Here is a 17,768-nt window from a genome sequence, read left to right as displayed (position 1 = left end):
TTTTGCAACTGTCTTTGGTTTGGTGCATTGGGGTTTGGTGCATCTGGGTGTCAAGAGTATGCCTGTGGCGGGGCAAGTGTTCTTAAAGGCGGTCATGTTTTGTTGCATGGTGGGCTTTATCCTGTGGCTTGCTGCTGTGGGCGTCAGAGATATGGATAGCATAAGGGCGGTATTCTTAAAGGGATTGCTCTTGTCTGTATTGTTGAAAGTGCTCTTGGGGTTCTTTATACGCGAGCAAGGTGATACGGTTTTACAGAGGTTGTTGCGTGCTTTGAATTTTGTGCTGTTTTGCTGCATTTTGGCACTAATCCTTTTTTTTACCCGTCTGGGAGCAGAGAATCTAGGGTTGAGCTGGCTTTGGTTCTCGAATGAGAGGGTGTTTCCCTGCATTATTGGATTTCTTTCTCCTTTGATTTATCAGGGGGTAAGGTCTGCGCGTGTTCTATGGGCTTGGTTCTTGAGGTAGGTAGTGTTTTCTTGCCTTTTTATTGTTGTTGTTATTTGTACTTATAGGCTTTTCAAGCGCTTCGATATTCCATGGTGGCGGGTGGCGTTTTATTGTGTATTTCCCTCTTTTTGAAGGAAGTGCTGCTTTATTGAAGGAAGTGCTGTTTTACGGCATTTTAGGAGTCGTCCTTTTTTTGGGCTCTTTTAGGGGATGGAGAGTATGGACATACCGTGGGGGCTTTTGTCCTTGATAGGGATTGTTTTTGCTGCCCTGTTGGAGTGGTTTTTGATTTTGCATATGGGGGGGTGGCAAGATGGGGTGGTAACGCGTTGTTTGTGGCTATTGAAGGGGTTGGTGTTTTGCGCCATTGGCTTAGAGCGATCCTTTTTTTTACCCGTCTGGGAGCAGAGAAACTAGGGTTGAGCTGGCTTTGGTTCTCGAATGAGAGGGTGTTTCCCTGCATTATCGGATTTCTTTCTCCTTTGATTTATCAGGGGGTAAGGTCTGCGCGTGTTCTATGGGCTTGGTTCTTGAGGTAGGTAGTGTTTTTTGCCTTATGGGTATGATCTTTAATGTGCTTGCTGTGAGGGGTATTTGATGTCGAACGATTTGTTTTTTTTGCTGTTGTTGGTGTTTTCCTACCTTTTTATTGTTGTCGTTATTTGTACTTATAGGCTTTCCAATCGCTTCGATATTCCTTGGTGGCGGGTGGCGTTTTATTGTATTTTTGGTATTTCCCTCTTTTTGAAGGAAGTGCTGTTTTACTGCATTTTAGGAGTCGTCCTTTTTTTGGCTCTTGAGGGAATGGAGAGTATGGACATACCGTGGGGACTCTTGTCCTTGATAGGGATTGTTTTTGCTGCACTGTTGGAGTGGTTCTTGATTTTGCATATGAGGCGGCGGCAAGATGGGGTGGTAACGCGTTGTTTGTGGCTATTGAAGGGGTTGGTGTTTTGCGCTGTTGTTGGAGCGATCTTTTTTTGTTTGCGTTTGGGAGCAGAGCATATGGGGTTGGGCTGGCTTTGGTTGTCGAAGGATTGGGTGTTTTTTATCATTTGTGGATTTATCCTTCCTGTCGTTTATGTGGGAGCAAGGCGTGCGCGTGTGAAGGCGGAGACGTTTTTTAAGAGAGTGGGGTTTATGGAGCATTAAAGATAACGTCGAGGGAATGATTGTTCAAAAGAACAGCGATAGCGGTAGGTTTGGGGATCAAACCAAAGACCTACTTTGCCTTCAAAATCACCAGAACGTTGTTTGGCTATATTCATAATCACACCGGGGCGTTTGGCTAAATCTGCTTTTTCTTGTGCTAGCGAGGCGGCAAAGATTTTATCTTCTAACGGTCGATTGCGCCAAATGGTGATGATGTTAAAGGCATTGGCACCAATCTCTGAGGCGCCTTTAATGTCTTCTGTGCTGGGGATATCTTTATCCAGACCGCCTTTGCGGGCATGGGCTACAAGGTGAATATGTACATTGTTTAAAACAGCCCAATCAACCATTTTATAAACCGCTTGTTCTTGTTTTGCATAATCATCTGAGGCAATGCCAAGCCGCATCAAACTGTCGATGATAAATTGATCGCAGCCATAGCGCGCGCGGCAATAGTCAAACACATCAAGTAAGGTATCAACGTTTGATTTGCCAACATGTTCATAAAGAATAAGCCCATCGTCTAAAAAATGAAGAATCCGTTCAATCGTCTCTTTTGTAGGTTTTTCTAAGCCGCCTGTTTGTTTGGTTAAACGCCGGAGCGATTGTTCTCCTTTCATTTCTAGAGATGCTAAGCAAAGGCGACTGTTTTGCGCAATCCAATGGGGAATACAGTCTGATAACAATTGGCTTTTGCCTGCGCCACTGGCTCCGCTCCAAAGCGTTAATTCTGCTGGGCGGAAATGTAATTTGTCCTTCAGTTTAGGATAGGGAACCGTATAACCAAGATGTTTTTCAGGCTCTGGCCAAAAAAGCCCAATCACTTTATCTTTATAGTCTGAGGCGCGCCGTAAACCTTCTGGTGCAAAGCTTTGTGCTGAGGAAAAGGCGGCTTTTATGGTGGCTCTATCAATCCCTGCGGTTAAACAGTCATTGGCATCTTTACGGGGTAAACGTACACGGTAGCAACGGTGGCGTCCAAGCCTGCTGGCAATTTCACGGGCTGCTTCTTCTCCGGGCTGGTCCATATCGGTGGCTAAAAAAATCGTTTCAAAAGATTCTAAATGATCAAATTCATTTTCAATCCAGTTGTGTTTGCCTCCACTGCCTCCTCCAAAGGGAACAGAAACTGCCGGATATCCATAGGCGGCTAAGGATAGCGCATCAATTTCTCCTTCAGTGATAACAATTGTACGATTTGTTGAAGAAAACATGGGGAATGGCGCGCACTCCATTAAGGACACATGCTGGGATGCCTGTTGGGGTATGTGTGTGGAGGTGGGGTTGGTTGAGGTGGTGTGTTGGGATGCCTGCTGGGGCGTGTGTGTGGCGGTGTGGTTTGTTGAGGTGGTGTGTTGGGATGCCTGCTGGGGCGTGTGTGTGGCGGTGTGGTTTGTTGAGGTGGTGTGTTGGGATGCCTGCTGGGGCGTGTGTGTGGCGGTGTGGTTTGTTGAGGTGGTGTGTTGGGAGACCTGCTGGTGTGTGTGCGTGGCGGTGGGGTTTGTTGAGGCGGTGTTTTGAAATGCCTGCTGGTGTGTGTGCGTGGCGGTGGGGTTTGTTGAGGCGGTGTTTTGAGATGCCTGCTGGGGCGTGTGTGTGGCGGTGGGGTTGGTTGAGGCGGCGTTTTGAGATGCCTGCTGGTGTGTGTGCGTGGAGGCGTGATTTGTTGAGGCGGTGTTTTGGGATGCCTGCTGGGGCGTGTGCGTGGCGGTGGGGTTTGTTGAGGGGGCGTTTTGGGATGCCTGCTGGTGTGTGTGTGTGGAGGCGTGGTTTGTTGAGGCGGTGTTTTGGGATGCCTGCTGGTGTGTGTGCGTGGTGGTGGGGTTGGTTGAGGCGGCGTTTTGAGATGCCTGCTGGGGCGTGTGCGTGGCGGTGTGGTTTGTTGAGGTGGTGTTTTGGGATGCCTGCTGGGGCGTGTGCGTGGTGGTGGGGTTTGTTGAGGTGGTGTTTTGAGATGCCTGTTGGGGTATGTGTGTGGAGGTGGGGTTGGTTGAGGTGGTGTGTTGGGATGCCTGCTGGGGCGTGTGTGTGGCGGTGTGGTTTGTTGAGGTGGTGTGTTGGGAGACCTGCTGGTGTGTGTGCGTGGCGGTGGGGTTGGTTGAGGCGGTGTGTTGAGATGCCTGTTGGGGTATGTGTGTGGAGGTGGGGTTGGTTGAGGCGGTGTGTTGAAATGCCTGCTGGTGTGTGTGCGTGGCGGTGGGGTTTGTTGAGGCGGCGTTTTGAGATGCCTGCTGGGGCGTGTGCGTGGCGGTGTGGTTTGTTGAGGTGGTGTTTTGGGATGCCTGCTGGGGCGTGTGCGTGGTGGTGGGGTTTGTTGAGGTGGTGTTTTGAGATGCCTGCTGGGGCGTGTGCGTGGAGGCGTGGTTTGTTGAGGCGGTGTTTTGAGATGCCTGCTGGGGCGTGTGCGTGGAGGCGTGGTTTGTTGAGGCGGTGTTTTGGGATGCCTGCTGGTGTGTGTGCGTGGTGGTGGGGTTGGTTGAGGCGGCGTTTTGAGATGCCTGCTGGGGCGTGTGTGTGGAGGCGTGGTTTGTTGAGGTGGTGTTTTGAGATGCCTGCTGGGGCGTGTGCGTGGAGGCGTGGTTTGTTGAGGCGGTGTTTTGGGATGCCTGCTGGTGTGTGTGTGTGGAGGTGGGGTTGGTTGAGGTGGTGTGTTGGGAGACCTGCTGGTGTGTGTGTGTGGAGGCGGGGTTGGTTGAGGCGGTGTTTTGAGATGCCTGCTGGGGCGTGTGCGTGGAGGCGAGATTAGTTGAGGCGGTGTGTTGGGATGCCTGCTGGGGCGTGTGTGTGGCGGTGGGGTTTGTTGAGGCGGTGTGTTGGGATGCCTGCTGGGGCGTGTGTGTGGCGGCATGTTGGGTGGGGTAAAGGGCTTGCCAACCAAACAAAATCGGTTCACATTGGGAGGCTGTTGGTTTGGTTTTTGCTCCTGCTTGCGCGAGCCGTTCTTTGACTAAAGCAAGGGTGCCGTCGGGTTTATAAAAGGGGAAAATAATTTTTTCACCATCTTCTCCTATGCGGTAACGCTTTATAACCTCTAGAGGAATGTGGCGTTCTTTGTGGAGATAGTTTTTTACGAGATTTTGCGGGGTCTGTCCTTTAGGAACTGGTGGACGGCGATAGGAACGACGAGGGACCATAAAGGGTTTGGGGCGTGTCAGATTGAGAGCCGCGCGTGCTTCTTCTAATGCTTGAGAGAGGCTAATGCCTTTGACTTCACACCAAAGGTCTAAAAGATCTCCTCCCGTGCCTTCGGCAAAATCATACCAAAGGCCTGCTTTACTACCACTCAAGCAAATTGATAAACTTTGACCAGCCTCTCCACGTGTGTTGCCTACAATCCAATTGTTGCCTCGTTTGTGCCCTTGAGGAAGAAGCATTTCTGCTATTCTATCTGCTTGTAAGATAAGTTTTTGTTTGATTTCAAAAATTGTGCTCATGGTCATTCGTTATATTACTGCTGTTTTTCTCCAGATGTGGAGGGCTCTATTTTTGCTGTTCTAGCCGTTCGATCTGATAGTGAAATTCCGTGGTGCTATAGGGCTATTGGGGGGGCTTATGGGGCTATGGAGCATTGGGGGGGGCGATATGGCTTGCCAGTCTACTTTGAGGGCTTCTTTGCCACTCTTGGCTTGCCAATAGTCGCTAAACTTCTTGGCTTGCCAAATGGGCTTGGCTCTCACTCAAACCTTCTGAAACGGCTGCGTTGATGTCTGCTTGCCAAGCTTCAGGAAGGCGGTGCCCCTCTTTTGGCAAGGGCGGTATTGGAAGGAGGGATATGCTCGAGAAAGAGGAGGGTAAGAAGAGCGGGGTGGATATGCCTGAGGTTTTGTGCATGCTGGGAGCCTGTTGGTGTGCATGAGTGCGGGGGGGTGTGTTGCCAAAGAGTTTGCTTTTCATTGAGGTTTTTGAAACGGCTGCGTTGATGTCTGCTTGCCAATGTTCAGGAAAGCGGTGCTCCTCTTTTGGTAAGGGCGGTATTGGAAGGAGGGATATGCTCGAGAAAGAGGGGGGTAAGAAGAGCGGGGTGGATATGCCTGAGGTTTTGTGCATGCTGGGAGCCTGTTGGGTGCGTGTGTTGGGATGTGTGTTGCCAAAGAGTTTGCTTTTCATTGAGGTTTTTGAAACGGCTGCGTTGATGTCTGCTTGCCAAGCTTCAGGAAGGCGGTGCCCCTCTTTTGGCAAGGGTGGTATTGGAAGGAGGGATATGCTCGAGAAAGAGGAGGGGGGATGCTGAAAGGCTGGAGAGCGTTGTTTGAAGGGTATGATCTTTGCTGAAAGTTTCTGAAACGGCTGCATTGAGAACTACTTGCAAAGGGCATGAAAAACGGTGTCCTTGGGCAATCACTGAGGCAATGGGGGTGGAAAAGGTGGATGGATACAGAGGGGCTGGAGAGCGTTTGTGTTCCTTTGCGTGCAAGAGATGAGGCGTGTAGGGCGAGTGCTTTTGTGATGAGGGCAGTGTTGGGTGATGGTGATCCGTTTTGCTGTGTGAATGGCTTATTTCAGTGTTGTTTCTGTTGTTGTGGTGGTGGTTTTGAAACATTTTTTGTCCCCGCGTGTGCTTGAAAAATACGTTGTTCGTGTGATGTCAAAAATTATCACTATAGTTGATCAGACTGCGGTAAAGCGTGTCGTTGTTCTCAGAGGGGCGTGGTGAAGAGCTCCCCTGTTTTTGCTGTTCTAGCCGTTCAATCTCACGGCGAAACCAGTTGCGCCATGTGGCTTGCCAATCTACTTTGAGGGCCTCTTTGCCACTCTTGGCTTGCCAATAGTCGCGAAACTTCTTGGCTTGCCAAATGGGCTTGGCTTTCACTCAAACCTTCTGAAACGGCTGCGTTGGATGTCTGCTTGCCAATGTTCAGGAAAGCGGTGCCCCTCTTTTGGCAAGGGCGGTATTGGAGGGAGGGATATGCTCGAGAAAAAGGAGGGTAAGAAGAGCGGGGTGGATATGCCTGAGGTTTTGTGCATGCTGGGAGCCTGTTGGGGTGCATGAATGCGGGGGTGTGTGTTGCCAAAGAGTTTGCTTTTCATTGAGGTTTTTGAAACGGCTGCGTTGATGTCTGCTTGCCAATGTTCAGGAAAGCGGTGCTCCTCTTTTGGCAAGGGCGATATTGGAGGGGAGGGATATGCTCGAGAAAAAGGAGGGTAAGAAGAGCAGGGTGGATATGCCTGAGGTTTTGTGCATGCTGGGAGCCTGTTGGGGTGCATGAATGCGGGGGGGGGTGTGTTGCCAAAGAGTTTGCTTTTCATTGAGGTTTTTGAAACGGCTGCGTTGATGTCTGCTTGCCAAGCTTCAGGAAGGCGGTGCCCCTCTTTTGGCAAGGGCGGTATTGGAGGGAGGGATATGCTCGAGAAAAAGGAGGGTAAGAAGAGCGGGGTGGATATGCCTGAGGTTTTGTGCATGCTGGGAGCCTGTTGGGGTGCATGAATGCGGGGGTGTGTGTTGCCAAAGAGTTTGCTTTTCATTGAGGTTTTTGAAACTGCTGCGTTGGATGTCTGCTTGCCAAGCTTCAGGAAAGCGGTGCTCCTCTTTTGGCAAGGGCGGTATTGGAGGGGAGGGATATGCTCGAGAAAGAGGAAGGGGGATGCTGAAAGGCTGGAGAGCGTTGTTTGAAGGGTATGATCTTTGCTGTAAGTTTCTGAAACGGCTGCATTGAGAACTACTTGCAAAGGGCATGAAAAACGGTGTCCTTGGGTAATCACTGAGGCAATGGGGGTGGAAAAAGGTGGATGGATACAGCGGGGCTGGAGAGCGTTTGTGTTCCTTTGCGTGCAAGAGATGAGGCGTGTAGGGCGAGTGCTTTTGTGATGAGGGCAGTGTTGGGTGATGGTGATCCGTTTTGCTGTGTGAATGGCTTATTTCAGTGTTGTTTCTGTGGTGGTTTTGAAACATTTTTTGTCCCCGCGTGTGCTTGAAAAATACGTTGTTCGTGTGATGTCAAAAATTATCGCTATAGTTGATCAAACTGCGGTAAAGCGTGTCGTTGTTCTCAGAGGGGCGTGGTGAAGAGCTCCCCTGTTTTTGCTGTTCTAGCCGTTCAATCTCACGGCGAAACCAGTTGCGCCATGTGGCTTGCCAATCTACTTTGAGGGCCTCTTTGCCACTCTTGGCTTGCCAATAGTCGCGAAACTTCTTGGCTTGCCAATGGGCTTGGCTTTCACTCAAACCTTCTGAAACGGCTGCGTTGATGTCTGCTTGCCAAGCTTCAGGAAGACGGTGCCCTTTGGCAATCATTGAGACAGTGGTCTTTTTGTTGGAAGAAGGTGGGATGGATACAGAGAGGCTGGGTGGGAGTGTGGTGGCGGATTTTGTTTTTTCCCCCGTGACAATTTGCGCAATAGGGGCGGGAGTAAAATCAGCTTGGGGAGCATTTGAGGGGGAGGCGTTTTTTTGCTCCGTTTCTTCTTGTGGAGAGGAAGGGAAAGCAGAATCAAGAGCTAAGGAGAAAGACGGGTGATCGCTTTGTTCAAAGCTTTCTTTGCAGGAAAAACAAGGTTCTGTCTCATCAGACAAAATTTTCTTTTCTAAAACACCGTAAGGTGTTTCATTTTCTTCTGTCTTTTGAGCTTCTGAGCTTTGTACAGCATCTTTTGTACTTTCGTTAAGCAGTTGTTGAATCTCAGCATTGATTTTCTTGCGCTTTTTTGCCGAAGAACGACCCGCAAAGGATTTTTGTTCAAGCAATTTTTCACGCTCTTGAAAAACATTTTCGCAACGCTTGTTCCATAATCCATTGGCTAAATTTAAAATCTTTCCCTCTTGGATGAGCATTTCTAAAACATTAACAAAAGTTCGCTTGTCACAACCGCAAAGACGCGCTAAACGTTCTTCCGATATTTCTAAAGGTCTACCGCGTGCATACATTTCATTGAGGAGAATCGTATAGATTCCAATTTCGTGTGCGCGCATCCCACGAACGCCTCCTAGAAAGTCATTTTGATACCAACAAACATATGGAAGCCTAGACGATTCATAATGAGGAGTTTCTTGTTGATTAGCGTGTTTCATACTGCAATCTACTTTCTTCTTTTTTATACATTTTCATTGATGATAAAAGCGCAAATAGGAATTTAGCTTGTGTTGCGTTGGCTCTGTTTGATGATGACGAGAGGCTTCTTGATGATGCTTATAAATGATTGGGTGTGCTTGAAGCGCATGCAAACTTACGATTTAAGATTGCGGTGATGGAAAAAATAAAGAGTACGACACATTCTCACGGTATTTGCTTTGTGGCAGCAGCTTTTGGAGGCGGTCTTTTATATTCTGTGGGGTGGTGAAAGTGTTTTTATGATCCAAAATGAAAAAATTCCCCCCCTAAAAAGTAAAATTTGTTTCCTTAATTTTATCCTTTTTAGAGGATAATGCAAGCCCGTTTTATAAAAAAGGACGTGTTTTTTTTAAAAGACGCGCTATATGGTGAAATTATGAATATCGATGGTTGGCGTCAAAGATTAAGGATTGCTTTGGAAAAAAGTGGGCGGTCAAAAAGATCTGTTTCCCTCGCTGCCGGTAAAGGAGCGGGGTACCTTCATTCTATTCTTTCTGAAGGAAAAGAACCAACAATCGAATCTCTCTCGCGAATTTGTCACGAAATTAATATCAGTATGAATTATATTCTTTACGGTAAGGGGGCTAGCCCTGAAGATAAAGAATTTATAGAGCTTATTTCAAAGCTCTCTCCGCAAGAGAGACAGGCAATTTTGACTCTTTTGCGGCGACCCGTTGGCGAAGCTTCAAAATAAGTTCCTTCCGTGCTTTTGAATCAAGACGACTCCAGTATTCTATTAATATTATATCACTCATTTTATCTCTCCTGTGTGTTTATAATTGCAATCGAGTAAGAACAAATAGAGAACAACAAAGGGACATGAGGGGAATAAAGAACAATAAATTTTTATTTACATATGTCATTTGAGCCCCGCAAAGATTTAAAATATATCTTTTATGAAGGATAAAATGGTTGACATCTCTCCTATAGAGGATATAAGACTAACGCTATATTTAGCCTTGTCAAGACAAAGCTATGCTTTATCAACTATCTAAAGGGGGGAAATCATGAAAAATATTCCATTCGTTAAAGAGGATGAAATCATTATCATTCTGTGCGAAGACGAAAAACCTGATACCTATGAAGGACCAATCGACGAAATTGAAGAAGTGCTCGAACTGATTGAAGAATCTGAAACTGTTTATAAAGTTTTACGACTCGATCTTACGACATCTCATGCTGAGGATGTTACGGAACAAATCGCTGATTTTTATGTCGATAATCATGAAATGAATGAAGAAAATACGCCATTGCAGCCATTCGTTTTGAATAGTGAGGCTTATCATGCTTGTTTAAATGAAAGAGCGGCTTGTGATTATGAAGATAATCTCTATGGCTCTTATGAAAAACAGCATCGTTTACGCCCATGTGATGTTTTGACAGATTATTGGTGGTAAACATGCCAAGTTATCTCAAGACATTTTATCGAGGGATTCCACTTTATTATGCTGGAAATATGCGAAATTTAATCAGACTCGAACCACAAAAACACAAGGCTATTCTTTTCATATCGCAAGAGGTAGCTCAGTCTATGGCAAAAAAATTGGAGGAAGATTATTGCTGCCATGATTTTTTCGTCGTGCAATAGCAGGATTGAAAAGGGGGGGGTACTTATGAAAGGGCAGGTGCTTTTTTATGGCGGTGATAGTGGTGTGCGTTATGCTTTCGTTTTTGGGGAGGGGGAGCGTGGGGGAGTTTTCGTCGGTATGGGGACAGGGGGGCATGAAGAAAAGAGCCTTATATAGGAGAAATTGTGGGGGGCGTGTTGGGGAAAGGTGTCGGTTGGCTGGGTTCATTGTGGGGGGGGGGATTGAGGAAATGGAGGGGAAGGTAACTATCAGTGGATTTGGAGTGACACGAAAACATGCTGGGAAATGAAAATGAGGCGTGGGAGAAAGGGATCAGTACAGCGTTGATGCGGGGCAAGTTCTATAAACAAGTTCTATAAAGAGGAAAACAAAGGGGGAAAAGCAAGAGGGGGTGTTTTCGGGGCATGCAAGGAGGGAGCTTGGCGTGATAAGTGAAAACATGCAGGGAAATGGAGGAAAATGTAAAGAGGGAAGTGAGAGCGTTAAAGCTTGTTTAGACCTATTGGGGGGCGGGTTTTGGGAGCTTTTGTATTGCGTGGGGGGAGCGTGGGGGATTTTAGCCGATATGAGATAGGGGGGGGAAGAGCCTATGGATGAGGAATTGTGGGCGCTTTGCCAGGGGAAAAGGTGTTGGTTGGCTGGGTTCATTGTATGGGGGGATTGATGAAATGGAGGGGAAGGTAACTATCAGTGGATTTGGAGTGACACGAAAACATGCTGAAAAATGAAAATGAGGCGGGGGGAGAAAGGGATCAGTACAGCGTTGATGCGGGGCAAGTTCTATAAGGGGGAAAGAGCAAAGGGGGGAAAGCAAAGGGGTGTTTTCAGGGCATGCGGGAGCTTGGCGTGATTAAGTGAAAACATGCAGGGAAATGGAGGAAAATGTAAAGAGGGAAGTGAGAGCGTTAAAGCTTGTTTAGACCTATTGGGGGGGCGGGTTTTGGGAGCTTTTGTATTGCGTGGGGGTACTTATGAAAGGGCAGGTGCTTTTTTATGGCGGTGATAATGATGTGCGTTATGCTTTCGTTTTTTGGGAGGGGGAGCTTGGGGGAGTTTTAGTCGGTATGGGGACAGGGGGACATGAAGAAAAGAGCCTTATATAGGAGAAATTGTGGGCGCTTTGCCAGGGGAAAAGGTGTCGCTCTGCTGGGTTCATTGTGTGGGGGGGGGGATTGAGGAAATGGGGGAAGTAACTATCAGTGGGCTTGGAGTGACACGAAAACATGCTGAAAAACAAGAATGAGGCGGGGAAGAAAGGGATCTGTACAGCGTTGATGCGGGGCAAGTTCTATAAAAAGGTAAGTTCAAGGGGGAAAAGCAAGAGGGATGTTTTCGGGGCATGCAAGGAGGGAGCTTGGCGTGATAAGTGAAAACATGCAGGGAAATGGAGGAAAATGTAAAGAGGGAAGTGAGAGCGTTAAAGCTTGTTTAGACCTATTGGGGGGCGGGTTTTGGGAGCTTTTGTATTGCGTGGGGGGGTACTTATGAAAGGGCAGGTGCTTTTTTATGGCGGTGATAATGATGTGCGTTATGCTTTCGTTTCTGGGGAGGGGGGAGCTTGGGGGAGTTTTCGTCGGTATGGGGACAGGGGGACATGAAGAAAAGAGCCTTATATAGGAGAAATTGTGGGGGGTGTGTTGGGGAAAGGTCTCGCTCTGCTAGGTTCATTGTGTGTGGGGGGGATTGAGGAAATGGGGGAAGTAACTATCAGTGGGCTTGGAGTGACACGAAAACATGCTGAAAAATGAAAATGAGGCGGGGAAGAAAGGGATCTGTACAGCGTTGATGCGGGGCAAGTTCTATAAGGGGGAAAGAGCAAAGGGGGGAAAGCAAAGGGGTGTTTTCAGGGCATGCGGGAGCTTGGCGTGATTAAGTGAAAACATGCAGGGAAATGGAGGAAAATGTAAAGAGGGAAGTGAGAGCGTTAAAGCTTGTTTAGACCTATTGGGGGGCGGGTTTTGGGAGCTTTTGTATTGCGTGGGGGAGCGTGGGGGGCATTTAGCCGATATGAGATGGGGGGGGGAAGCCTATGGATGAGGAATTGTGGGCGCTTTGCCAGGGGAAAAGGTGTCGGTTGGCTGGGTTCATTGTGGGGGGGATTGAGGAAATGGAGGGGAAGGTAACTATCAGTGGATTTGGAGTGACACGAAAACATGCTGAAAAATGAAAATGAGGCGGGGAAGAAAGGGATCTGTACAGCGTTGATGCGGGGCAAGTTCTATAAGGGGGAAAAACAAAGGGGGGTGTTTTCAGGGCATGTAAGTAGAGAGCTTGGCGTGACACGAAAACATGCTGGGAAATGGAGGAAAATGTAAAGAGGGAAGTGAGAGCGTTAAAGCTTGTTTAGACCTATTGGGGGCGGGTTTTTGGAGCTTTTGTATTGGGGGGGGGGAGCGTGGGGGATTTTAGCCGATATGAGATAGGGGCAGCGAGAAATTTGCAGGGATATGTTGTGTGTGGGGGGGGGGGGGAGGAGATCAGCAGTTTTTGTGTTTTCTAATGGCACAATATTTAAGAATGCATTTAAGGATACTGTCGTCTTTAATCCGTGTGAGGGACACAGCTTAAAAAATGTGAATGTTTCAAAGAAGATATATTGCAAAAAACACTTTAAAGATGAAGGGGAGGAAGACTATGCCAATCATTATCGATTGTATTCAGGGAACGGAAGAATGGCAGAAAGTGCGTAATGGTTTGATTACGGCTTCTTTGTTTGAGATGGTTATGGCACAAAAAAAACAGGGGCAAAAAACGTCACGATATCATAGTGTGATGATGAAATTGGCGGGAGAAAGAATTACGGGAAAAACCGTTGAGGAAGGAACAACGCTTTCTCAGCGACGCGGGACAGAATTAGAACCAACCGCACGACAGCTTTATGGAAAACTTACACATACAGAACCTGAGTGTATTGGCTTTGTTTTGGCAGATGACCGCAGACAAGGATTTTCTCCTGATGCTTTTGTGGGAAAAAATGGCTTATTAGAAATTAAAACAAAAAAACCTGAAATTTTAATTCCTCATTTCATGCAAAAGAGTTTTCCGGCAGAACATAAAGCACAATGTCAAGGAGGATTATGGATTTCTCAACGCGAATGGGTGGATTTAATGCTCTATTGGCCTGATATGCCACCTTTGATTAAACGTGCTTATCGTGATGAAGCGTATATTTGCAAGCTTGAAAATGAAATTAGCCGTTTTAATGAGGCTTTGGAGAAGATGGTCCAGCAAATTAAGCGTATTGAGACAGGCTTTAGTATAAGGACAGAGATTGTTTTGAAGGAGAGGAAAAACAGAGAACGGGGAGCGAATGCAAAGCGTTTGCTGGTGGGAAAAACAAGAATGAGGCGGGGAAGAAAGGGATCTGTACAGCGTTGATGCGGGGCAAGTTCTATAAAAAGGTAAGTTCAAGGGGGAAAAGCAAGAGGGGGTGTTTTCGGGGCATGCAAGGAGGGAGCTTGGCGTGATAAGTGAAAACATGCAGGGAAATGGAGGAAAATGTAAAGAGGGAAGTGAGAGCGTTAAAGCTTGTTTAGACCTATTGGGGGGCGGGTTTTGAGAGCTTTTATGTTGAGTATTGGGGGGGGACTTATGAAAGGGCAGGTGCTTTTTTATGGCGGTGATAGTGATGTGCGTTATGCTTTCGTTTTTTGGGAGGGGGGAGCTTGGGGGAGTTTTCGTCGGTATGGGGACATGAAGAAAAGAGCCTTATATAGGAGAAATTGTGGGGGGTGTGTTGGGGAAAGGTGTCGCTCAGCTGGGTTAGGGGGGGATTGAGGAAATGGGGGGTTGGGGAAGTGAGAGCGTTAAAGCTTGTTTAGACCTATTGGGGGGCGGGTTTTGGGAGCTTTTGTATTGCGTGGGTGGGCATTTTAGCCGATATGAGATAAGGAGGGGGGAAGAGCCTATGGATGAGGAATTGTGGGCGCTTTGCCAGGGGGAAAGGTCTCGCTCTGCTGGGTTCATTGTGTGTGTGGGGGGATTGAGGAAATGGGGGGGAAGTAACTATCAGTGGGCTTGGAGTGACACGAAAACATGCTGAAAAATGAAAATGAGGCGGGGAAGAAAGGGATCTGTACAGCGTTGATGCGGGGCAAGTTCTATAAACAAGTTCTATAAAGAGGAAAACAAAGGGGGAAAAGCAAGAGGGGTGTTTTCGGGGCATGCAAGGAGGGAGCTTGGCGTGATAAGTGAAAACATGCTGGGAAATGGAGGAAAATGTAAAGAGGGAAGTGAGAGCGTTAAAGCTTGTTTAGACCTATTGGGGTGCGGGTTTTGGGAGCTTTTATGTTGAGTATTAGGGGGGGGCCCTTATGAAAGGGCAGGTGCTTTTTTATGGCGGTGATAGTGGTGTGCGTTATGCTTTCGTTTTTGGGGAGGGGGAGCTTGGGGGAGTTTTCGTCGGTATGGGGACAGGGGGACATGAAGAAAAGAGCCTTATATAGGAGAAATTGTGGGGGGCGTGTTGGGGAAAGGTGTCGGTCAGCTGGGTTAGGGGGGGCAGCAATAAATAAAGCAAGAGCTTTTTTCACTGGGGAGCGAATGCTGCGTATGATATTTTCGTTGATGGAGGATTCGATAGAGGTGATTGATGTTTGTGGGACAAGAGAAGGGGGGTAAGAGAAGAATAAACAAAATGGTGCTGCGAGAGAGGATTGAACTCTCGACCTCTCCCTTACCAAGGGAGTGCTCTACCACTGAGCTACCGCAGCCCTTTTCAATCTTTGCGCTGTCTTGTGCCATATTGTCAGAAAATAGGCAAGAGAACATTTGTATATTCTTGCAAGAAAACCTATCTTATGTCATGACATATGTCTCTTATACGCTTAAATATTTAAGGCTATGAGTTGCTTGGATAGAAGCTCAGCACTGTTCATAAGGTTGCGCAATGGCACAAATGCATCAAAAACAAGATGAAAGTAATCATCAAGATGAAAAAGAAAAACGACGGCAAGAAAGATTGGCGCAACAATTGCGTCAAAACCTGAAACGTCGAAAAGAGCAAAGCAGAAAAAGAGCGCAATCAGAGCTCTAAAATGCAAAAAGCTCTAAAATGCAAAAAATGTTTTTTAGTGAAGCTTTGCAACCAAACTTCTCAATAGTTTGTTCTCATATTTAGAATGCGTTTTAAAAACGATTAATAAAGCATAACTTCCCGAAGGGGGAAAACCTTTGGAAGGGTAGGCACAAAGGAAAAGAGGGAAAACACGATGGATGCTATTCAAATTGTTGGAGGAGAACAACTTAAAGGAAGAATTCCTATCTCAGGGGCAAAAAATGCTGCATTGCCTCTTATGATTGCAGCGCTTTTGACAGAAGAAACGCTTACTTTAGAAAATATTCCACATCTGGCCGATGTCGAACTGCTTATTCGTATTCTCAATAATCATGGTGTTGGATATGCCGTTGATGGACAAGAGTTTAACGATGAGTGTGTCAATTCAAGAACAATTCATTTTACTGCGCAAAAAATAGCGACAACACGGGCACCCTACGAACTGGTGAAAAAAATGCGCGCAAGCTTTTGGGTTATCGGACCTCTGCTTGCACGGTGCTTAGAGGCTTATGTTTCGCTTCCTGGAGGATGCGCTATTGGAACAAGACCCGTTGATTTTATCCTTGAAGGACTTAAAAGTTTAGGCGCACAGATTACTATCGAAAATGGATATGTTCATGCAAAAGCACCAAAGGGATTAAAAGGTGCCCACTACCGGTTCCCTAAAGTCACTGTTGGTGGAACACATGTATTACTGATGGCGGCGACACTGGCAAAGGGAACAACCGTTCTTGAGAATGCGGCTTGTGAACCAGAAGTGGCAAACCTTATTCGAACCCTGAATGCTATGGGAGCTCAAATAACCGGTGAAGGAACAACAACGCTTATAATTGAAGGAGTTAAAAAACTTAAAGGGACAAAAATACGTGTTATTGCTGATCGAATCGAAGCGGGGACATATGCAATGGCTGTGGCTATGACAGGGGGAGATGTTTTTCTTCAAAATGCAAATCCTAACCATCTCACAAAAGTGCTTAAGGTTCTCCAAAAAACAGGACTCGAAATACAAATAGAACCTCAAGGAATTCACGTTAAGCGAAATCCAAAGAAAACAAAAATTATGCCCGTTGATATTAAAACTGGACCTTATCCTGCTTTTCCAACGGATCTCCAGGCGCAGTTTATGGCGCTCATGACACGGGCTGAAGGCATTGCGCATATTACAGAGACGATTTTTGAAAATCGGTTTATGCATGTTCAAGAACTCAATCGTTTAGGGGCGCAAATAAAGCTTGATGGGCAGAGGGCAACCGTTTATGGAACAGAGGGTTTGCAAGGGGCTCCCGTCATGGCGACGGATTTACGCGCTTCTGTTTCTCTTGTTATTGCGGCATTGGCGGCAAAGGGGGAAACAATCGTCAATCGTGTCTATCATCTTGATCGTGGCTTTGAAAGATTAGAAGAAAAATTAATCCGTTGTGGTGCAAAAATCCAACGCATTACAGTGTAAATCTTTCAAACTTGTAAATCTTTCAAAGATGTACTGAATACTGTTTGTGTGGGCGGCATGCCTTAAGGTGGGTAAGGGCCATGTTTTGGGGTGTGCTTGAAGGGCATTTGGGAGGGGGATAGGACGATGCGTGTTTTTTTAATGGTTTGTTTTCTTTTGTGCTTGAATTTGGGCTTTTGTGCTTGAATTTGGGGTGGTTTTGATGATTTTCTAAAGAGCCCCCTTTCATCTTTCAAAGGTATGATTTTTATGGTTGTTTTTTGAGGGGGAGATGTTTTTCTTCAAAATGCAAATCCTAACCATCTCACAAAAGTGCTTAAGGTTCTCCAAAAAACAGGACTCGAAATACAAATAGAACCTCAAGGAATTCATGTTAAGCGAAATCCAAAGAAAACAAAAATTATGCCCGTTGATATTAAAACTGGACCTTATCCTGCTTTTCCAACGGATCTCCAGGCGCAGTTTATGGCGCTCATGACACGGGCTGAAGGCATTGCGCATATTACAGAGACGATTTTTGAAAATCGGTTTATGCATGTTCAAGAACTCAATCGTTTGAGGGCGCAAATAAAGCTTGATGGGCAGAGGGCAACCGTTTATGGAACAGAGGGTTTGCAAGGGGCTCCCGTCATGGCGACGGATTTACGCGCTTGTTGTTTCTCTTGTTATTGCGGCATTGGCGGCAAAGGGGGAAACAATCGTCAATCGTGTCTATCATCTTGATCGTGGCTTTGAAAGATTAGAAGAAAAATTAATCCGTTGTGGTGCAAAAATCCAACGCATCACCGTGTAAATCTTTCAAACTTGTAAATCTTTCAAAGATGTACTGAATACTTTGGCTTGTTGTGTGGGCGGCATGCCTTAAGGTGGGTAAGGGCCATGTTTTGGGGTGTACTTGAAGGGCATTTGGGAGGGGGATAGGACGATGCGTGTTTTTTTAATGGTTTGTTTTCTTTTGTGCTTGAATTTGGGCTTTTGTGCTTGAATTTGGGGTGGTTTTGATGATTTTCTAAAGAGCCCCCTTTCA

General features: G+C 46.7%; 26 protein-coding genes, 1 tRNA gene and 3 pseudogenes. 25 read left to right on the top strand and 5 right to left on the bottom strand.

All coding sequences use genetic code 11. From position 1 onward, the window contains the following. Positions 1–64 precede the first annotated feature (64 nt). The 3 genes from QHG57_RS09700 to QHG57_RS09690 all read left to right on the top strand — a co-directional run bounded on the left by QHG57_RS09700 (position 65) and on the right by QHG57_RS09690 (position 1,600). Positions 65–466: a hypothetical protein gene (locus tag QHG57_RS09700; RefSeq protein WP_330169215.1), complete on the top strand. Its 402-nt coding sequence runs from the start codon at positions 65–67 to the stop codon at positions 464–466. Between the two features lie 201 nt (positions 467–667). Next, positions 668–865 carry a hypothetical protein gene (locus QHG57_RS09695; protein WP_330169214.1) on the top strand — a complete coding sequence of 66 codons (198 nt, stop codon included), beginning with the start codon at positions 668–670 and terminating at the stop codon, positions 863–865. Positions 866–1,045: 180 nt separating this feature from the next. Beyond that, entirely contained in the window at positions 1,046–1,600 is a 555-nt protein-coding gene (locus tag QHG57_RS09690) for a hypothetical protein (protein ID WP_330169213.1), read from the top strand. Here QHG57_RS09690 and QHG57_RS09685 read toward each other — a convergent pair. Both QHG57_RS09685 and QHG57_RS09815 read right to left on the bottom strand, forming a co-directional pair. Further along, entirely contained in the window at positions 1,597–5,034 is a 3,438-nt protein-coding gene (locus tag QHG57_RS09685; protein WP_330169212.1) for a toprim domain-containing protein, read from the bottom strand. The two genes, QHG57_RS09690 and QHG57_RS09685, sit on opposite strands and share 4 nt — an antisense overlap. A 150-nt stretch (positions 5,035–5,184) precedes the next feature. After that, a pseudogene (locus QHG57_RS09815) lies at positions 5,185–5,350 on the bottom strand (YdaU family protein); the annotation flags it as partial. Here QHG57_RS09815 and QHG57_RS09675 point away from each other — a divergent pair. The 3 genes from QHG57_RS09675 to QHG57_RS09665 all read left to right on the top strand — a co-directional run bounded on the left by QHG57_RS09675 (position 5,304) and on the right by QHG57_RS09665 (position 6,163). Next, positions 5,304–5,456 carry a hypothetical protein gene (locus QHG57_RS09675; protein ID WP_330169608.1) on the top strand — a complete coding sequence of 51 codons (153 nt, stop codon included), beginning with the start codon at positions 5,304–5,306 and terminating at the stop codon, positions 5,454–5,456. The pseudogene QHG57_RS09815 and the gene QHG57_RS09675 sit on opposite strands and share 47 nt — an antisense overlap. 15 nt (positions 5,457–5,471) lie before the next feature. After that, positions 5,472–5,831: a hypothetical protein gene (locus QHG57_RS09670; RefSeq protein WP_330169211.1), complete on the top strand. Its 360-nt coding sequence runs from the start codon at positions 5,472–5,474 to the stop codon at positions 5,829–5,831. Positions 5,832–5,914: 83 nt separating this feature from the next. After that, the gene (locus tag QHG57_RS09665; protein ID WP_330169210.1) at positions 5,915–6,163 is read left to right on the top strand and encodes a hypothetical protein; all 249 of its coding nucleotides are present in this window, start codon (positions 5,915–5,917) and stop codon (positions 6,161–6,163) included. A 22-nt stretch (positions 6,164–6,185) separates the two neighbouring features. Here the strand turns inward: QHG57_RS09665 and QHG57_RS09660 are convergent. Further along, a pseudogene (locus tag QHG57_RS09660) lies at positions 6,186–6,484 on the bottom strand (YdaU family protein); the annotation flags it as partial. Between QHG57_RS09660 and QHG57_RS09655 the strand changes: the two are divergent. The 4 genes from QHG57_RS09655 (at position 6,438) to QHG57_RS09640 (ending at position 7,513) form a co-directional block, all read left to right on the top strand. Then, a complete protein-coding gene (locus QHG57_RS09655; RefSeq protein WP_330169607.1) occupies positions 6,438–6,590 on the top strand; it encodes a hypothetical protein in 153 nt (50 codons plus the stop codon). The pseudogene QHG57_RS09660 and the gene QHG57_RS09655 sit on opposite strands and share 47 nt — an antisense overlap. Beyond that, positions 6,591–6,746 carry a hypothetical protein gene (locus QHG57_RS09650; protein ID WP_330169209.1) on the top strand — a complete coding sequence of 52 codons (156 nt, stop codon included), beginning with the start codon at positions 6,591–6,593 and terminating at the stop codon, positions 6,744–6,746. It abuts the gene before it with no gap. Between the two features lie 78 nt (positions 6,747–6,824). Next, the gene (locus QHG57_RS09645) at positions 6,825–7,025 is read left to right on the top strand and encodes a hypothetical protein (RefSeq protein ID WP_330169208.1); all 201 of its coding nucleotides are present in this window, start codon (positions 6,825–6,827) and stop codon (positions 7,023–7,025) included. A gap of 302 nt (positions 7,026–7,327) precedes the next feature. Continuing rightward, the gene (locus QHG57_RS09640; protein ID WP_330168113.1) at positions 7,328–7,513 is read left to right on the top strand and encodes a hypothetical protein; all 186 of its coding nucleotides are present in this window, start codon (positions 7,328–7,330) and stop codon (positions 7,511–7,513) included. A gap of 22 nt (positions 7,514–7,535) precedes the next feature. Here QHG57_RS09640 and QHG57_RS09635 read toward each other — a convergent pair whose 3' ends face one another. After that, positions 7,536–8,606, bottom strand: coding sequence for a YdaU family protein (locus QHG57_RS09635; protein WP_330169207.1), 1,071 nt, complete (start codon positions 8,604–8,606; stop codon positions 7,536–7,538). Positions 8,607–9,022: 416 nt separating this feature from the next. Between QHG57_RS09635 and QHG57_RS09630 the strand changes: the two genes are divergently transcribed. The 12 genes from QHG57_RS09630 (at position 9,023) to QHG57_RS09575 (ending at position 14,680) form a co-directional block, all read left to right on the top strand. After that, positions 9,023–9,340 carry an XRE family transcriptional regulator gene (locus QHG57_RS09630; protein ID WP_330168111.1) on the top strand — a complete coding sequence of 106 codons (318 nt, stop codon included), beginning with the start codon at positions 9,023–9,025 and terminating at the stop codon, positions 9,338–9,340. Positions 9,341–9,653: 313 nt separating this feature from the next. After that, entirely contained in the window at positions 9,654–10,043 is a 390-nt protein-coding gene (locus QHG57_RS09625) for a hypothetical protein (RefSeq protein ID WP_330168110.1), read from the top strand. Between the two features lie 2 nt (positions 10,044–10,045). Next, complete coding sequence (locus QHG57_RS09620; protein WP_330168109.1) at positions 10,046–10,234, top strand: hypothetical protein; 189 nt, start codon at positions 10,046–10,048, stop codon at positions 10,232–10,234. A 25-nt stretch (positions 10,235–10,259) separates the two neighbouring features. Beyond that, the gene (locus QHG57_RS09615) at positions 10,260–10,391 is read left to right on the top strand and encodes a hypothetical protein (RefSeq protein WP_330169206.1); all 132 of its coding nucleotides are present in this window, start codon (positions 10,260–10,262) and stop codon (positions 10,389–10,391) included. 437 nt (positions 10,392–10,828) lie between these two features. Continuing rightward, positions 10,829–10,963, top strand: coding sequence for a hypothetical protein (locus tag QHG57_RS09610; protein ID WP_330168106.1), 135 nt, complete (start codon positions 10,829–10,831; stop codon positions 10,961–10,963). A 243-nt stretch (positions 10,964–11,206) separates the two neighbouring features. Beyond that, positions 11,207–11,338, top strand: coding sequence for a hypothetical protein (locus QHG57_RS09605; protein WP_330169205.1), 132 nt, complete (start codon positions 11,207–11,209; stop codon positions 11,336–11,338). Positions 11,339–11,346: 8 nt separating this feature from the next. Further along, complete coding sequence (locus tag QHG57_RS09600; RefSeq protein ID WP_330169204.1) at positions 11,347–11,478, top strand: hypothetical protein; 132 nt, start codon at positions 11,347–11,349, stop codon at positions 11,476–11,478. 382 nt (positions 11,479–11,860) lie between these two features. Next, entirely contained in the window at positions 11,861–11,983 is a 123-nt protein-coding gene (locus QHG57_RS09595; protein ID WP_330169203.1) for a hypothetical protein, read from the top strand. A 281-nt stretch (positions 11,984–12,264) separates the two neighbouring features. Then, positions 12,265–12,402 (top strand): hypothetical protein, encoded by a 138-nt coding sequence (locus tag QHG57_RS09590; protein ID WP_330168105.1) that lies wholly within the window; start codon positions 12,265–12,267, stop codon positions 12,400–12,402. Positions 12,403–12,869: 467 nt separating this feature from the next. Next, positions 12,870–13,613: a YqaJ viral recombinase family protein gene (locus tag QHG57_RS09585; protein WP_330168104.1), complete on the top strand. Its 744-nt coding sequence runs from the start codon at positions 12,870–12,872 to the stop codon at positions 13,611–13,613. Positions 13,614–13,826: 213 nt separating this feature from the next. Continuing rightward, entirely contained in the window at positions 13,827–14,012 is a 186-nt protein-coding gene (locus tag QHG57_RS09580; RefSeq protein ID WP_330169202.1) for a hypothetical protein, read from the top strand. 536 nt (positions 14,013–14,548) lie between these two features. Continuing rightward, positions 14,549–14,680, top strand: a complete 132-nt coding sequence (locus QHG57_RS09575) for a hypothetical protein (protein WP_330169201.1) — start codon at positions 14,549–14,551, stop codon at positions 14,678–14,680. A gap of 192 nt (positions 14,681–14,872) precedes the next feature. Here the strand turns inward: QHG57_RS09575 and QHG57_RS09570 are convergent. Next, positions 14,873–14,947, bottom strand: a tRNA-Thr gene (locus QHG57_RS09570). 176 nt (positions 14,948–15,123) lie between these two features. Between QHG57_RS09570 and QHG57_RS09565 the strand changes: the two genes are divergently transcribed. From QHG57_RS09565 to QHG57_RS09555, 3 genes and pseudogenes are all read left to right on the top strand, one after another. After that, positions 15,124–15,270 (top strand): hypothetical protein, encoded by a 147-nt coding sequence (locus QHG57_RS09565; RefSeq protein WP_330168103.1) that lies wholly within the window; start codon positions 15,124–15,126, stop codon positions 15,268–15,270. Positions 15,271–15,445: 175 nt separating this feature from the next. Next, positions 15,446–16,741 (top strand): UDP-N-acetylglucosamine 1-carboxyvinyltransferase, encoded by a 1,296-nt coding sequence (gene murA / locus QHG57_RS09560; protein WP_330168102.1) that lies wholly within the window; start codon positions 15,446–15,448, stop codon positions 16,739–16,741. 264 nt (positions 16,742–17,005) lie between these two features. After that, positions 17,006–17,534: pseudogene (locus QHG57_RS09555) on the top strand (carboxyvinyltransferase); the annotation flags it as partial. Positions 17,535–17,768 lie beyond the last annotated feature (234 nt).

The organism is Bartonella grahamii subsp. shimonis, from assembly GCF_036327415.1.
In the GTDB taxonomy this organism is placed as follows: Bacteria; Pseudomonadota; Alphaproteobacteria; order Rhizobiales; family Rhizobiaceae; genus Bartonella; species Bartonella shimonis.
This window is presented reverse-complemented; position numbering and strand designations above follow the sequence as displayed.